Source organism: Bacillus sp. FDAARGOS_1420, from assembly GCF_019344915.1.
GTDB lineage: Bacteria > Bacillota > Bacilli > Bacillales > Bacillaceae_G > Bacillus_A > Bacillus_A mycoides.
The window spans coordinates 1,042,516-1,058,882 of record NZ_JAHWJB010000001.1 but is presented as its reverse complement, the minus strand read 5'-3'; the positions used below and the strand labels follow the sequence as shown (position 1 = coordinate 1,058,882).

Sequence of the window (16,367 nt, the reverse complement as noted above, 5' to 3'; positions counted from 1 at the left end):
TAAAAAGGTAGTTAACAATCGTTAGCTACCTTTTTTGCGTTTATATATTCGGAATTTGCCAATCGATTTCTTTTTCATCCATGTTAGATAAAATCTCATTTACTTTAGAGTACGGCTTACTTCCAAAGAAACCACGTCTTGCTGATAATGGACTTGGATGTACGGACTCAACAATATAATGATTCGTATTCGTAATTAACTTTTTCTTCGCCTGAGCATGGCGTCCCCATAATATGAAAACAACTGGCTTTTCACGTTCATTTAATAGCTCAATTACGCGATCTGTGAAATGCTCCCATCCTTTTCCTTTATGAGAATTCGCCTCACCTTGACGAACCGTTAACACAGTATTTAATAGTAAAACCCCTTGCTCCGCCCATTTTACTAAATAACCATTATTCGGAATTTCATAACCGTATTCATCTCGAAGTTCTTTGTACATATTTAGCAATGATGGCGGCGTTTTAATACCAGGTTGTACCGAAAAGCTTAAACCATGTGCTTGATTCGGTCCATGATATGGGTCTTGTCCTAAAATAACAACCTTTGTATTTTCATAACTTGTATACTCTAGAGCGTTAAAAATATCTTCTTTCTTTGGATAAATCACATGCTCCTCATACTCTTCTTTTAAAAAGTTAGCTAAATTTTGATAGTATTCTTTCTCAAATTCTGGCCCAAGTAATGGTCCCCAATCATTCTGCAAAATGTTTTCCATGCCTTCACTTCCTATCCAATTAATTCACCATATCCTGCCTTGTAAATACTACAAATGAAATGATAAGGGAAACTACTGCCCAAACCGTTAAATTCATTAAAGAGAATCCCATCGATAATCCTTGTAATGCAGGCAGTTTTCCTGATAAATAATCCGTTAGCGATAAGTTGACACTAAAAATGTATTTCGCCCCTTCCCAAGACGTTGCGAATGAACTTAAAATGCCGCCTGCGATTAACGCAGCTAACATAACGCCCATTCCAGCTGGTGTATTCCGAATTAAAACAGAAACCATAAATGATATAGTTCCAACCACAATAGCAACAAACCAAGCTAGTCCGTACGCCATTAAAATGTATTGCCACTGCGGAATAAGGTGTACAAAGTTTGTATTTAACGTTTCCTTATCAATGACGAATCCTGTTAACACAGGTAAATTCCATCCAGAGTATCCAAATACAAGCCCTGATAATGCATAAGCAAACAAACCGACAAGAAGCAATATGAGCGAAATGAAAAATAACATCGTCACATATTTACTAAGGAGTATTTTCCAGCGCCGAATTGGCCTCGTCAGAAGCATTTTCATCGTACCATCGCTTCGTTCTCCTGAAACAATATCAATGGCGACAATCATAACGAGCAATGGAATAAATAACGTTATTCCTTGTTCAATAAACGCCCTCACAAATGTCGGTGCTCCTGGCGCAGTCGGATTAATATTATGATCTAAATAATATTGTTGTTGTTCCACTCTTACTTTTAACCAATCCCGCCATTCTTCTGGCAATCTAGAATTGTTCAAGCGGTTTTGTGAATCAACAATTTGTTGCTGTAATGATACTTTCCAATCGGTCGTACCAAGCCTTTTTTGCGTCGTTTCTATTTCACGATACTGAGCATACACAAAAAGTGGAATCAAGATTGCTAAAATAAGCATGACAACAACAATTCGTTTCTTACGATAAATCTTTTCTGATTCATTTAAAACTAGATTCGCAAATTCACGCATGTTGCTCACCCCTTGTGAGTTCAATAAATAAATCTTCTAGCGTAAATACAAGCTCTTTGACGCTATGTACATCTATCCCGTTTTCTACAAAGTGCTTATTCCAAACATTAATAGACGCAACATCCATACGACATAATAAACGCTCATCTTCTACACTAACTTCCTCTATCTCTTCAGCAGCGTCTAACATGTCTTTCGCTTTGGAAACCGGTGTAACGACCCATTCCACACGATCACTCGCTGTTTTGATCAACTCTTCAATAGGTGCAACTGTTATCATTTTTCCTTTATGAATAATAGCAACACGGTCGCATATCAGTTGCACTTCACTTAATAAGTGACTCGAAATAAATACACTCATATTTTCTTCTTTTACAAGCTTATGTATAAATTCCCTAAGCTCTCTAATCCCAGCTGGATCTAAACCATTCGTCGGTTCATCTAATATGAGCAATTTCGGGTTTCCAAGTAGCGCCTGTGCAATTCCAAGGCGCTGCTTCATACCAAGGGAATATGTTTTTACCTTATCGTGAATACGCTCATCTAAATGAACCATTTTTGCAATTTCAACAATACGTTCATCTGATATATCACCAAGCATGCGCGCAAATTGCTTTAAGTTTTCCCATCCCGTTAAATATGTATAAAGCTCTGGGTTTTCAACGATACTTCCAATTTGACGCATCGCTTCTCTGAAATTTTCCTTAATAGAATAACCACCGATAGAAATAGTACCTTCTGTCGCTTTAATCAGTCCGACTAACATTCGAATTGTTGTCGTTTTCCCGGCTCCGTTCGGTCCTAAAAAGCCAAACACTTCTCCTTGTTTTACATCAAATGAAATGTCCTCTACAAGAGTCTTCTTTCCAATTACCTTCTTCAAGTCTCGTACAGAAAGTATCGTCGTCATTTTACCCCTCCTTGCTCTAGTTTTAATTTACTTACAACATTTTGGACTAAACGCTCCGCCATATATGTGTAACCTACTTCATTCGGATGAAAATGATCTGAGTATAATAAATCTTTCCCACGATTTTGGAATAAATCAAATGTCGGTGTAATATATACGTTTTTATCATTTAATGCTAACTTCTCTAAAGAAGCGTTCCAATCAACAACAATATTTGATGAACCTCTCAAATCTTCTACATCTTCAAAAGGATTGTATAATCCTAACCAAAAAATAGGGCTATCTGTGTTTAATTTACGAATTTCTTCTATAATTTTCTTCGCTTCATTTTGAAACGTTTCCGTATCAGGACGATACGTCTCTAAATCTATCTTTCCGAGCGATTCCCATCCTGGGAACAAATCATTTCCTCCAATTGTTAAAACAATTACATCTGCTTGCTTAATTGAATATTGAGCTCCGCTGCTTTCAATTTGTTTTAACAAATCGGGCATTTTCGCACCACTAACTGCCAAATTGCTTAGTGCAACTTTTTGTTTATAATCTTTTTGTAAATTCTCTTTCATTCGTCCAATATAGCCAATTCCTTCTTTATCACCAACGCCGCGCGTTAACGAATCACCTAAACTAACTACTTGTAACGTTCCTGTTTTCTTTTTCTCTTTTTCCACTACGTCAGTCTTCGTAATTAATTTTGAAGCTTTCGGATTTAATACATCATTTACACCCGAAACAAAACCATATGCAAATAAACAGAAAGACGCAATTGTAATGAGTAGAATTACTTTTACTAATTTTGATCTCATATCAAAACCCCTTTTAGCCCCTATAGATTGTCCATAATTATACCAAACGAATTTTCGAAAAGCGATTTTCACACCTTCTCTATTATGTCGTTTCCCTATCTACCAAATTTGGTAATAACTCTACATGTTTCACATCTATTTCCTCATCATTAATCTTTTCATATAATAATTCAAATGCCTTTACACCAACATTTTTACTGGAATGCGAAATCGTCGTAATACCTAATATATTTGCCACCTCTTGATCATCACATCCGATAATCGTAATATCCTCTGGGATACGAATTCCTTGTTTTTTCGCCTCCGTTACCATTCCTGCAGCAATATGATTGCAAGATACAAGAAAAGCCGTCGGTTTTACAGACATACGAGCCCATTCCCTGACTACATTGCGCCCATCTTCCACCGTAAAACAGCCCTTAAACTTCCAGGCATCTAACGGTGTTACAACAATCTGTTGAAGTGAATCCTCATACGCTTTTTTTCGCCTCTGGCTATTAATACTATTACTTCTTCCAATGCAATATCCGATACGTGTATGACCAGCATCTATTAAGCTTTTCATCCCGCGCAAAAATACTTTGTAGTAATCAATATGTACACTCGAAATGAATTTCGAATCTATTTCTTCACACATCACAATTGGACCAAACTTCGTATACTCTTCAAGCTTTTCCTTACTATTTGTCCGTGAACATATAATTACTCCATCAAGCTTTTTCATTTTTAACATATGTAAAATTTCAAGCTCTTTTTCTTCGCTATAATTTGTCTGGCAAAGCATCATATTATAATTGTTCTTTGCGGTTTCCTTTGATATCCCCCCAATAATGGCACTGTAATATTGATCATTTACGTGCGGCAATAAAACGCCAATTACATTCGTTTTTCCTTTCACTAAATGAATCGCATTCACATTTTGCGTATAATTTAATTCTTCAATAATCGCTAAAATCTCTTTTCGTTTCTGTTCATTCACATACGGATGATTATTGAGTACACGTGAAACAGTTGAAACAGATACCCCAGCAAGTTCAGCAATCTTTCTTATATTAGTCATCTCATTCTCCCCTTCCCCTCAAAAATTCTCGCTTGACCTGGTAAGCTTTCCACAGTATATCCTTTCTTAGCAAATACATTTTGAAAGGATATACAACTATGCTTCGATTCAAACTAGAATATATATTTTTCATTGGCGGTTTACTCATTCTCGCCATCGGTATTAATATGATGACGACAATTACTTCCTTTGGACTTAGCCCTTATGATTCCTTCTTTATTGCACTATATCAAAATTTTGGGATAAGTATTGGTTTTTGGATTTTCATGATTAACTTTGTTTTTACCCTGATCGTACTCTTTTGGGACAAAAAACAAATTACAATCGGCACAATTGTCACAATGATTCTTATTTCTCTTTTTGTTGATTGGGTTGGTTCTATTACGACTATTATGGATGCTATCCGCTCTCTTCCAAAATATATAACACTTGTTTGCGGAAATCTATTCGTCGGAGCCGGAATTGGTCTTTACGTCTCTACTAACCTTTGCGCAGCACCTCAAGAGGCTTTCGTTTTAACTGTTGCTGAGAAAAAGAAATGGACATTTAGAAGAACAGAAATTTCATTAGCTTTTTTATTTTTAACATTAAGCTTCTTATTAGATGGGCCAATCTATTTTGGAACAATTATCTTATCCTTTACAACAGGTTGGATTATTCAAGCTTTTATTCAAGTTGGTACGCAGATTTTAAATAGAAAAAAACCTATTAAGCAAGCCGCTTAATAGGTTTTTTCGTTTTATTAGAAGAGATACTACTTAGCATCTCCTTCAATTCGATAATTTGCTTTCACACAATCTATTTCTTCATACGATTGCAATGTATGTAGAATGTACTCATAATCCGCAAGAGAAGCACGATGCGTTACAATTACTATTTCTGCTTTCCCTTTCTCTTCAAGTGGCATTTGAATGATCTTTTCAAAACTAACACCGCGCTCAGAGAACAATGATGTAATTTTTGCAAATACACCAATTTCGTCTTTCACATGAAGTCTTAAAAACTTTTTCACAATAATTTCATCTGGCTCTTTTAGTACCTTTTGATATTGCGGAACTACAGCACTATTTCCTGTTACACCTAACCTAATATTTTGCATTACAGCAACTAGATCAGAAACAACAGCTGTCGCTGTCGGTAAGCTTCCTGCTCCCGGGCCATAAAACATCGTTTCTCCTACCGCTTCACCATACACATACACAGCATTATATTCATTTTGCACTGCCGCAAGAGGGTGTGCATTTGGAAGTAAAGTTGGCTCAACTGTAACCTCTAATTTCTCGCCATCTCGCTTTGCAAGGCCAATTAATTTAATTGTATAGCCTAAGCTCTTACTATATTCAATATCTTCTGCTGTAATAGAAGTAATCCCTTTTACCTTCACATCTCCAAGCTCTACATTTGTAGAGAAACCGAGAGTAGCCAAAATCGTCATTTTTCTTGCTGCATCCAAACCTTCTACGTCTGATGTTGGATCTGCTTCTGCAAATCCAAGCTGCTGAGCTTCTTTTAACACGTCGTTATATGCTCTCCCTTCGTCTGACATTTTCGTCAAAATAAAATTTGTCGTTCCATTTACAATTCCCATTACTTTCGTAATAAGATCTGAAGAAAGTCCTTCTACGATGCTTCGTAAAATCGGAATTCCTCCCGCTACACTTGCTTCATAAAATAGATCAGCCTTATTATCCTTTGCTACCGCTAATAATTCCGCTCCGTGTAACGCCATTAAATCTTTATTTGCAGTCACAACGTGCTTCCCACTTTGTAAAGCTTGTAAAATATATGCTTTCGCATCATCAATGCCACCCATCACTTCGATGACAACATCAATATTTGGATTATCTAGAATTTCATTCACATTTTGTGTTAATAGAGTAGAAGGCACGTCGACCTCTCTCTCTTTCTCAATGTTTTGCACCAATACTTTCGTTACTTTCACTGGACAACCTACTTGGTGTATAAGTCGTTCTTGATGATCTGTAATAATACGAACTACACCACTACCAACTGTCCCAAGACCTAATAACCCCACTTGAATTTCTTTCATAATACTGTCCACCCCTCAAAAATTGTGTTTAGATGAATTATATAGACGAAAAATCTGAAAAACAATGAATTTAGAACATTCGGAAAAATAAAGGTTAATCTTTACAAGGAAAACGCTACCACGTGTTACACAATCATTTACAATACATAAGGGGTTTCTTGATACACGTAATAATTCAACCAATTAGAGAATAATAAATTCCCGTGACTCCTCCACCTAACAAGTGGCCTCTCATTTGGATTATTATGTTTAAAATAATTTTTTGGCACATCAATATTTAACCCTTTTTGGCAGTCCCGTTCGTATTCTTGCTTTAACGTATCACAACTGTATTCACTATGTCCGAGTGCGAAAACTTGCCTTCCATCTTGCCCAATAGCAAGATGAACACCTGCTTCTTCAGAATTGGCTAATAACGTTAATTCTTTCACCTTTTCAATATCACTCTCTCTTACTTCTGTATGACGAGAATGCGGAGCAAAAAACACTTCATCAAACCCTTGTAACAATTTCACATGTTGCTCGCGAACCTCATGTTCAAATACACCAAACATTTTTTCCGCAAGAGGATACTTCGGCACACCATAGTGATAATACAAACCTGCTTGTGCCCCCCAGCAAATATGAAGCGTAGATGTTACATTCGTTTTTGAATACTCCATAATACGTCCAAGCTCTTCCCAATAATCTACCTCTTCAAAAGAAAGAGTTTCAACTGGTGCTCCTGTAATAATGAGTCCATCAAATTTTTCATCCTCAATATCACGAAATGTTTTATAGAAGCTCGTTAAATGGTCCTGCGCTACATTGCGAGACAGATGCGATTCCATATGAAGTAAATGAACATCTAATTGCAACGGCGTATTTCCAATTAAACGAAGTAATTGCGCCTCTGTTTCTTGTTTTGTAGGCATTAAATTTAATATAGCAATTTTCAAAGCACGTATATCTTGTGTTACTGCTCGCTCCTTCGTCATTACAAAAATATTTTCCTTCTGCAATACTTTGCGAGCTGGTAAATCTTTATCAATTATGATCGGCATGTTGTTTGCCTCCGACTAGCGCCGCTTCTAAATCTGCAATAATATCAGAAACATCTTCTATACCGACCGATAAACGGATTAAATCAGATGTAACGCCAGCTAAACGCTGATTTTCTGCGCTTAATTGTCTGTGCGTCGTACTAGCAGGATGTATTACACAAGTTCTTGCATCAGCTACATGCGTTACAAGAGTTGCAAGCTTTACATTTGCGATAAATTCTTTCGCTGCTTCTAATCCGCCCTTAATACCAAATGTTAAAACTCCACTAGCACCTTTTTTCAAATACTTTTGTGCTAACGAATAATTTTCATTACTATCTAATCCAGGATAATTCACCCATTCAATGCGATCATGATTAGCAAGCCACTTAGCAACTTCGAGAGCATTTTCACTATGACGCTCCATTCGTAAATGCAATGTTTCAAGGCCAATGTTGCTAATATATGCATTGAATGGGCTCATACAGTTTCCGTAGTCTCTTAATAACTGAACGCGTGCTTTCACAATATACGCTGCTGCTCCAAAATTTTGAACATAGCTTACGCCATGATAACTCGGGTCAGGTTCGACAAGCTCAGGGTATTTTCCATTTGTCCAATCGAAGTTCCCTCCGTCTATTACAATCCCACCTAGAGAACTTGCATGGCCATCAATATATTTCGTTGTAGAATGGACAATGATATTTGCCCCATGTTCAAACGCCTGGCATAAATAAGGCGTCGCCAATGTATTATCAACGATAAAAGGTACTTCTAATTCTTTTGCTGCCGCTGAAAGTTCTTTGAAATTCAAAACGTTCATTGCTGGATTTCCTAACGACTCTGCATAAACGAGTTTTGTCTTATCATTAGCAAGTGCCGCAATTTCATCTGCCGTTAAATTAGGATTAAAGAACGTAACATCTATGCCCAGCTTTCGCAAACTCACTCCAAATAAATTAAACGTTCCTCCGTAAACAGTTGAAGAACAAAGTAAATGGTCTCCACTACTGCAAATATTTAAAACCGCAAGCATAATGGCTGCCTGCCCAGAAGCTGTTGCAACAGCCCCTACACCGCCTTCTAAATCTGATAACTTCTGCTCAAATGCAGCTAGAGTAGGATTTCCAATACGCGTATATATATATCCTTCTGCCTCTAAATTAAATAGTGCTGCTAAATCATCTGAAGTATCGTATTTATACGTTGTACTTTGATAAAGCGGCAAAACACGCGGCTCACCATTTTTTGGCGTATAGCCGCCTTGCACACAAATCGTTCCTTTCCCCCATGATTCTCCCATCTCTCATTCTCCTTTCTTTTATCCCGCTATTTGCGGTCAGTAAGACTCCCACCTCAAAATTCGGCGAATGCGAGGAAGTTAGGCGGGAGATAACTACCTGATTGGTGTGGGCTAATAATCCGCGGGGGAGGGACAAAACCCCCACTGATTAAAGTTTCACTTTATGCAAAATAAAAAACTGCCCCTTTCCTGAAAACAAGAAAGGAGCAGTTTGAAAACACGCTCTAAAGGATCTTTCTTATCTCTCAGGATTATTACCTGCAGGATTTGGCACAATTCCGTTATACGGCTGTTGCCAAGGTTTCATCGGGCCTGTCCCTCCACCTTTTCTTGATAAGACTATGCAATTACCGTTGATTTTATAGCAATAATTTCCTGATGTCAAATAGTTTTTCTGAATGTTCTAAATTAAATGTAAGGAATTTAATACAAACAATAAAAGAAATATATTCCATATTCAATTGAAAAAGACCTTTTAAAAACTTCGATCAATATATAGAATTAAATAAGTAGTTTAAGCGTATAGGTTCAAGATTCTCACGAGACCTCAATATATTGAATAAGCCCACCTCTCAAAAAGATACTATATATATTCAATTCATTTCATACTAGCATATCTAATCTTCTCTAGATCAAAACTCACATAACGGAGGTATAACATGACAAATAAAAAGGACATGAACTATATACTAGTCCTATATGGCATTCTTCTAGGCTCTATAGTAGGAGCTACAGTTTGGTTATTTTTAGTTACGATAAATATCGGAATTCATTTTATTTGGGGATACTTACCTACGGTTTTCTCTTCTCCCCCTTATTACACCATTTGTGTAACAATCATCGGTGGTATCCTCGTTGGTTTAACACAAAAATACTTCGGTACATATCCACGTCTTATGCCGGAAGTGATGGCTGAATATAAAAAAACAGGTAGAATTGAATACCGTTTTGTACATAAAGCTACTTTAACTGCGATTATCGTTTTAATATTTGGAGCTAGTTTAGGACCAGAAGCTGCACTTGTTGGAATTATCGGTGGACTTTGTACATGGGTAGGAGATCGCTTTAAATTTGCTTTAAAGGGAATGAATGAACTAACAGAGGTTGGAATTGGTGCCACTTTAAGTGTTATTTTTAATGCACCATTATTCGGTTATTTAGCTCCGAATGAAAATGAGGGTGAGCAAATTAATGAATTTTCGAAAGGAAAAAAAGCAATCGTATATTTAGCTACCACTTTTGCTGGTTTTTCCGTTTATTTATTGCTTAGTAAACTCGATAATCGCGGATCCTTTATCGTTGATTTTGGGGAAGGGTCTCTTGCTCTTAATGAATGGATCGCCTTTCTACCACTTGCTAGCATTGGTGCTATAGTTGGTTTCTTTTATTTCAAATTAGAATTCACATTAGAGAAATTAATCCACCCCTTCAAAGAATACAAGGTATCACTTGGAATTATAGGCGGTATTTTATTAGGAATTACAGGAACTTTTCTTCCTTACACGTTATTCTCAGGGGAACATCAATTAAAAGATTTAGTCGTTGAATGGAGCCATTTATCCTTCTGGGTACTACTTCTTTCAGGAATTTTAAAATTATGTATTACTGCCGTTTGTTTAAATACGGGTTGGCGCGGCGGACATATTTTCCCAATTATATTTGCTGGATCAAGTATCGGATATGCTATAGCTTCTATTATCCCTATAGATCCAATAGCTTCTGTAGCCATCGTCACGACAGCTATTTCAAGCTATGCATTAAGAAAACCAATAGCTATAACATTACTATTACTCATGTTTTTCCCGCTCAATTTATTATTACCGATGCTCGGGGCAGCCGCGATTGGGAATGCATTTCCGCTTCCTAAACATAACGAAACTACAAATTAATAAAAATAGGCAGTGGGGACAAAAGTTCCACTGCCTATTCTTATTATACGTGCTGCTTTAATAGCGCGTGTAACTCTTCAAAACTATGCACTTCATATGTTGGCACAATCTCGCTATCATTTGATTTCTTTTCTGGATTAAACCAACAAGTATCAATTCCTGCTACATATCCACCTTTAATATCGGCACTTAACGAATCCCCAATAATGAGTCCTTCTTCAGAAGCGAAGTTAGGAATACGTTCAAAAACATATTCAAAATACTCTTTCATCGGCTTTTGGAATCCCGTATCTTCAGAAACAAAAATATCTTTAAACAATGAATGTAATCCTGCATTACGCAAACGTTTATCTTGCGTCTTAGAAATACCGTTTGTCACTATATATAAATCATACTCACTTTGAATTTGATTTATAAATTCAAACGCACCTTGGATTAGTTGGTTTCCTTCTTCTAAGTAGCTGCGATAATTATTTTCGAATAATATCCCATCTACTTCTTCCTCGTACTCTTTAAACAAAATCGAAAATCGTGTATTTACGACTTCATCACGATTTATTTCACCTTCTTCAAAAGCATCCCAAAGGCTTTTATTAATTTTTTTATACTGCGCTTCAACCTCGCTAGTTAAAGGAATCCCTTTCTCTTCAAAGAGCATACGTAACGCCACTTTCTCTGCCTTCTGAAAATCTAACAATGTATCATCTACATCAAATAGCAATGTTTTATATTTTTTCATAAACCCCTCACACTCTCTTTTCTACAAAAACAAATTTACATAAATCGTATCATTCTTCCTTGTAAAAATAATAGGAGATATCTCATACTACAAACAGGGGTGAAAATATGAAAATCAGTAAAAATGAGAAAGAAATTTATCAACACATGCAAATTCATCAATTCCATACTCTTTTTTCCTTTCATGTCTTACCATATGTAGAACTACATTCTTTTCAAAAGAAAGAGATGATATGTAAGGAGGGAGTCGACCTCCCTTATCTCTATTACTTAATTTCCGGGAAAGCAAAAATATATATGAGCCATAAAAATGGGAAAGTCTCTTTAATTAATTTTATTCAAGCACCTTCATTCATTGGAGAATTAGGATTAATTGGCGTAGAATCTGTTACAAAAGCGGTTGAGGTGATTGAAGATTGTATTTGCTTAGCGCTTCCTCTTAAAGATTGTCAGCATCTTTTATTGCAAGATGCTACCTTTCTACAGAAACTATGCAAATTTATTGGAGAAAAAACAATTACCCGAACAGAAAATTACGCCAAAAACTATAGTTATCCATTTGAAAACCGATTAGCTGCGTTCATTCTATTAACGGAACAAAATAATTGCTATACCGAAAAACATACTGAGGCCTCAGAATACTTAAACGTCAGTTACCGCCATCTTTTATATGTATTAAACCAGTTTTGCCAGCAAAACTATTTAAAAAAAGAAGGCCGAACATATTATATACAAGATCGAAATCAATTAGAAAAACTTGCTGACGAGCTAAAAATATAAAAAACAGCATTAACATAAAAGTTAATGCTGTTTTTTCGAGTGACGATTATATTTTTAATTAAAATTTACTTGCTACTTTAGCCGCTTCTTCAAGACCTGCTGCAATGATCTCTTCTGCTTTATCTGGGAATTGGTTATGTCCTTCAATAACTACCGTTTCCATGTTTGTTGCACCGAAGAAGCCCATCATGCTCGCTACATATTTTACAGCCATTTCCATTTCAGCTGCTGGTCCTTCAGAATATACGCCGCCGCGTGCATTTAATAATGCAATCTTCTTATCTCCAATAAGCCCAACTGGACCTTCTGGTGTATATTTAAACGTTTTACCAGCACGGTTTAAATAATCAATATACGTGTGTAATACGGCCGGAATCGTTAAGTTCCATAATGGGAAACCGAAAACTACTTTATCAGCTTCTAAGAATTGATTTAAATACTTATCAGCAACTGCTACCACTTTTGCTTCTTCTTCTGTTAAATCAAATCCTCTACCTGCTTTGAATGTACCATTAATCATATCTACGCCTACATATGGTAATTCTTCTTTATATAAATCAAGTTCTACCACTGTATCATTTGGATGCGCTTCTTTATAGTTTGCTAAAAATGCCTCGTATAATTTCACACTAACTGCTTGTTCCGCTGGGCGGTTGTTTGCTTTTACAAATAAAACTGTTGCCATTGTTTTTCCTCCTACTACTCACTCTTATGTTGTTATATATCACTTACGAAAAAGGGTACTCCCTTATAATTATTGTTGCTTACAAATACATTTTATCTTTATATCAAAACAATTACGTCCTCACATAGACGTATTTTTCCATAAAAAAAGTCCACCTTCTAAAGGCGAACTAGGTCTTACGACTTTTGTCTTATACGATTCCATTTTTCACTGCATATAATGCTGCTTGTGTGCGATCGGATAAATGTAACTTACTCAAAATACTACTCATATGAGCTTTTACCGTTTTTTCTGTAATAACTAAAACAGAAGCAATTTCTTTATTACTCATCCCTTTCGCCAATAACTGCAATACTTCATTTTCTCTCGCTGTTAATACATCCACTTGAACGGAAGGTTCTTCTTCTTTCTCTTCCTGTGGTAATGTTTGAGAAAGAAGGGCATTTGCTATATCTGGATGTAATTGAATATTACCTTTATACGCGCTTCGAATAGCTTCAACAAGCTGATCTGGTTCGATATCTTTTAAAATATAACCGCTCGCCCCAGCTTTTAGTGCCGGCAATACATGAGCTTGATCAGAGAAACTAGTCAATACAATTACTTTCACGTTTGGATATTCTTTTTTAATACAAGCTGTTGCCTCAATTCCATCCATCTCAGGCATATATAAATCCATTAATACGACATCTGGACTCGTTTCGCCTACTTTCACTAGCGCCTCTTTCCCATTATTTGCTTCACCAACTAATTCAAAATCTTCCTGTGTGCTTAGAAAAAATGCTAATCCTTTTAAAACAACTGTATGATCATCAACTAACAATACTTTTATTTTCACAAACTTCCCTCATTTTCACATCATAATGGTACATTTACTTTTATACTCGTTCGTTTCTTACTACTTACAATTTTAATTGTTCCACCAACTAATTCTACTCTTTCACGCATCGTAGTCATACCGAGTGATTTCTTCTCTTTTATATCCTTTTCTACAAACCCATTTCCTTGATCGACTATTTCTAATGATACATTTTTCTCCGTCACTTTGAAATAAATCGTCGCTTCTCTTACATTCGCATGCTTACTTACGTTATTTAAAGCTTCTTGTCCAATTCGCCATAGCGCTTCTTCTACTACACGCGGCAAATCACGTACACCTGTAACTTGTTCCCGAATTTTCAATCCTAAACTTTCACCATATTGCTTTAAAGCTAGTACTAACCCTTTCTCTAATCCAGCCGGACGGAGCTGCCAAATTAATGTCCTCATTTCTTTTAAGGCACCTTGTGCTAATTCACGCATCTCATACAAAGACTGATCTACCTTTTCATTTTGACCCTTTAAGACAGCTTCAGCGCCTTTCGTCATAAACGTTAATGAAAACAACTTTTGTGAAACAGAATCATGTAAATCTCTAGCTAAACGATTACGCTCTTCCATTCGTACAAGTTCGCGGCGTTTTTCATTTAATCTTAAGTTCTCTATCATTAATGAAATATGATTTGCTAACGCTTGTACTACATCTATCGTATTTATATCAAATTCTCCATTATTAGAACTTACACTTAATACTCCAAATATATGATCTTGAATATGTATCGGAATAGCGATAACTGCCCTATTGGGATGTTCTATATTACCAACCTGACGCTTCAACAAAACAGATTCTTCTTTTTCCAACGCTTCCTGTGCTGCTGCCCTCAAATCATCTTGTAGTTCACCTTTCTTATAAGAAGCTCTCACAGCTAGTTCATTTTCTTCTCTAATAAAGAATACAACTTGCTCCCATAGAAATAAGCTCCCTATTTGCATTACAATCTCTTCTGGTAATGCATTAAATTTATGAATTGTCCTTAAAGCTTGAATAAAGCGTTCTAACTTTACATAATAATGAGCTCTTCTCTTTTCATTTTCATACAGTTTTGTACGCTTTAATGCCGTTCCAATTTGAAAGGCAACTGATTGTAATAGTACTAATTCTTCTTCCGAAAAATGCGTTTTACCTGGGCTAGCTACATTTAACACGCCAAATTCATCTTCTCCCGCTTTTAGCGGTACTGTCGCATGATGTACAATCCCTTCTGTATCTCCCCAGTTGTATTCAATCGCATTATTAATTCTCTTACATTCAATAATATTAACTGCTCGCTCTAGTTTTCCTTCCACAAAGCGGTGTAAGCACCAGCAATTCCCCTCACACATCGGTCGTTTATTTTCGAATTTCAATCCCTCTGGTAATTGGTAATCAATTAATTTTGTATATCTACCATTTTCATCCGCAAGGAAAATCCATCCTGTCGTTAAACCAGTTACATTCAACAGCTTTTCCAGCACAGCTTGAAGTACGTGATATGTATCATTTGAGGTATTCAACGTTTCTGCAATCTCTTTTAATATAACTAATTCATTTGTACGATTCTCTTGAAACATAATTCGTCTCCTACATACAAGATTTTAAATAGTACTTAACATAAATCATCTACTTTTCACTTTGTACTTATTCGTAACATTGATATAATGGTGAAAACATAGTTTTCATTATATCACTTGAGGGGGCTTTCATAATGACATTAAATAAGGCACTTACTATCGCTGGTTCTGACACAAGTGGCGGTGCTGGTATACAAGCAGATTTAAAAACATTCCAAGAACTTGGTGTATACGGAATGACATCCCTTACGACAATCGTAACGATGGATCCACATAACGGCTGGGCACATAACGTATTCCCAATCCCAGCTTCTACATTAAAACCACAATTAGAAACGACAATTGAAGGCGTTGGCGTAGATGCTTTAAAAACGGGTATGCTTGGATCAGTAGAAATTATCGAAATGGTTGCGGAAACAATTGAAAAGCACAATTTCGAAAATGTAGTAGTTGATCCTGTTATGGTATGTAAAGGAGCGGATGAAGCGTTACATCCTGAAACAAATGACTGCTTACGTGACGTTCTTGTTCCAAAGGCATTAGTCGTAACGCCTAACTTATTTGAAGCATATCAATTAAGTGGTGTGAAAATTAATTCTCTTGAGGACATGAAAGAAGCTGCAAAAAAAACCCATGCTTTAGGCGCTAAATACGTACTGATTAAAGGTGGTAGCAAACTAGGTACAGAAACTGCTATTGATGTGTTATATGACGGCGAAACATTCGATCTTCTAGAATCAGAAAAGATTGATACGACAAATACACACGGTGCAGGTTGTACATATTCTGCTGCAATTACAGCAGAACTTGCAAAAGGAAAAACGGTGAAAGAAGCAGTAAAAACTGCGAAAGAATTCATCACAGCTGCAATTCGTCATTCATTTAAGATTAACGAATATGTAGGACCAACACATCACGGTGCATACCGCAAATTCGTTGCACCGAAAGAACTTGTCTAACATAA

16 protein-coding genes and 1 riboswitch are annotated in these 16,367 nt (G+C 36.3%); of the genes, 4 read left to right on the top strand and 12 right to left on the bottom strand.

Translation table 11 applies throughout. The features are described from left to right. Positions 1–40 precede the first annotated feature (40 nt). The 5 genes from I6L50_RS05560 to I6L50_RS05540 are packed head-to-tail and all read right to left on the bottom strand — an operon-like array spanning position 41 to position 4,506. Positions 41–718: a uracil-DNA glycosylase gene (locus tag I6L50_RS05560; RefSeq protein ID WP_219300786.1), complete on the bottom strand. Its 678-nt coding sequence runs from the start codon at positions 716–718 to the stop codon at positions 41–43. Between the two features lie 19 nt (positions 719–737). Continuing rightward, positions 738–1,730, bottom strand: coding sequence for an ABC transporter permease (locus I6L50_RS05555; protein WP_002138969.1), 993 nt, complete (start codon positions 1,728–1,730; stop codon positions 738–740). Continuing rightward, positions 1,723–2,640 (bottom strand): ABC transporter ATP-binding protein, encoded by a 918-nt coding sequence (locus I6L50_RS05550; RefSeq protein WP_219300784.1) that lies wholly within the window; start codon positions 2,638–2,640, stop codon positions 1,723–1,725. The genes I6L50_RS05555 and I6L50_RS05550 overlap by 8 nt, the downstream gene beginning before the upstream one ends. Continuing rightward, positions 2,637–3,518 (bottom strand): SGNH/GDSL hydrolase family protein, encoded by an 882-nt coding sequence (locus I6L50_RS05545; protein WP_113936155.1) that lies wholly within the window; start codon positions 3,516–3,518, stop codon positions 2,637–2,639. Before I6L50_RS05545 ends, I6L50_RS05550 begins: the two co-directional genes overlap by 4 nt. Before the next feature lie 10 nt (positions 3,519–3,528). Further along, positions 3,529–4,506: a LacI family DNA-binding transcriptional regulator gene (locus I6L50_RS05540; RefSeq protein WP_002068605.1), complete on the bottom strand. Its 978-nt coding sequence runs from the start codon at positions 4,504–4,506 to the stop codon at positions 3,529–3,531. A gap of 98 nt (positions 4,507–4,604) precedes the next feature. Between I6L50_RS05540 and I6L50_RS05535 the strand changes: the two genes are divergently transcribed. Next, positions 4,605–5,231 (top strand): YczE/YyaS/YitT family protein, encoded by a 627-nt coding sequence (locus I6L50_RS05535; protein ID WP_219300782.1) that lies wholly within the window; start codon positions 4,605–4,607, stop codon positions 5,229–5,231. Positions 5,232–5,260: 29 nt separating this feature from the next. Here the strand turns inward: I6L50_RS05535 and I6L50_RS05530 are convergent, their stop codons facing one another. The 3 genes from I6L50_RS05530 to I6L50_RS05520 all read right to left on the bottom strand — a co-directional run bounded on the left by I6L50_RS05530 (position 5,261) and on the right by I6L50_RS05520 (position 8,881). Next, positions 5,261–6,556 (bottom strand): homoserine dehydrogenase, encoded by a 1,296-nt coding sequence (locus tag I6L50_RS05530; RefSeq protein ID WP_219300780.1) that lies wholly within the window; start codon positions 6,554–6,556, stop codon positions 5,261–5,263. 137 nt (positions 6,557–6,693) lie between these two features. Beyond that, entirely contained in the window at positions 6,694–7,599 is a 906-nt protein-coding gene (gene metA, locus I6L50_RS05525) for a homoserine O-acetyltransferase MetA (RefSeq protein WP_219300779.1), read from the bottom strand. Further along, on the bottom strand, positions 7,583–8,881 hold the full coding sequence (locus I6L50_RS05520) for a bifunctional O-acetylhomoserine aminocarboxypropyltransferase/cysteine synthase (RefSeq protein ID WP_002068601.1): 1,299 nt from the start codon (positions 8,879–8,881) through the stop codon (positions 7,583–7,585). The genes metA and I6L50_RS05520 overlap by 17 nt, the downstream gene beginning before the upstream one ends. Before the next feature lie 235 nt (positions 8,882–9,116). Beyond that, positions 9,117–9,221, bottom strand: a riboswitch (SAM riboswitch). A 319-nt stretch (positions 9,222–9,540) separates the two neighbouring features. On the opposite strand from I6L50_RS05520, the gene I6L50_RS05515 reads away from it, so the two are divergent. Then, positions 9,541–10,770: a chloride channel protein gene (locus tag I6L50_RS05515; protein ID WP_219300777.1), complete on the top strand. Its 1,230-nt coding sequence runs from the start codon at positions 9,541–9,543 to the stop codon at positions 10,768–10,770. Between the two features lie 43 nt (positions 10,771–10,813). Here the strand turns inward: I6L50_RS05515 and I6L50_RS05510 are convergent, their stop codons facing one another. Next, a complete protein-coding gene (locus tag I6L50_RS05510; RefSeq protein WP_113936150.1) occupies positions 10,814–11,509 on the bottom strand; it encodes a YjjG family noncanonical pyrimidine nucleotidase in 696 nt (231 codons plus the stop codon). A gap of 107 nt (positions 11,510–11,616) precedes the next feature. Here I6L50_RS05510 and I6L50_RS05505 point away from each other — a divergent pair, with 107 nt between their 5' ends. Then, positions 11,617–12,288 carry a transcriptional regulator YeiL gene (locus I6L50_RS05505; protein WP_044438382.1) on the top strand — a complete coding sequence of 224 codons (672 nt, stop codon included), beginning with the start codon at positions 11,617–11,619 and terminating at the stop codon, positions 12,286–12,288. 58 nt (positions 12,289–12,346) lie between these two features. Here the strand turns inward: I6L50_RS05505 and I6L50_RS05500 are convergent, their stop codons facing one another. From I6L50_RS05500 to I6L50_RS05490, 3 genes are all read right to left on the bottom strand, one after another. Next, entirely contained in the window at positions 12,347–12,973 is a 627-nt protein-coding gene (locus I6L50_RS05500; RefSeq protein WP_002167303.1) for an FMN-dependent NADH-azoreductase, read from the bottom strand. Between the two features lie 190 nt (positions 12,974–13,163). Continuing rightward, the gene (locus I6L50_RS05495) at positions 13,164–13,811 is read right to left on the bottom strand and encodes a response regulator (RefSeq protein ID WP_002016393.1); all 648 of its coding nucleotides are present in this window, start codon (positions 13,809–13,811) and stop codon (positions 13,164–13,166) included. 20 nt (positions 13,812–13,831) lie between these two features. Further along, entirely contained in the window at positions 13,832–15,403 is a 1,572-nt protein-coding gene (locus I6L50_RS05490) for a GAF domain-containing sensor histidine kinase (protein ID WP_219300775.1), read from the bottom strand. Between the two features lie 134 nt (positions 15,404–15,537). Between I6L50_RS05490 and pdxK the strand changes: the two genes are divergently transcribed. Next, on the top strand, positions 15,538–16,362 hold the full coding sequence (gene pdxK / locus I6L50_RS05485) for a pyridoxine/pyridoxal/pyridoxamine kinase (RefSeq protein ID WP_219300773.1): 825 nt from the start codon (positions 15,538–15,540) through the stop codon (positions 16,360–16,362). Positions 16,363–16,367 lie beyond the last annotated feature (5 nt).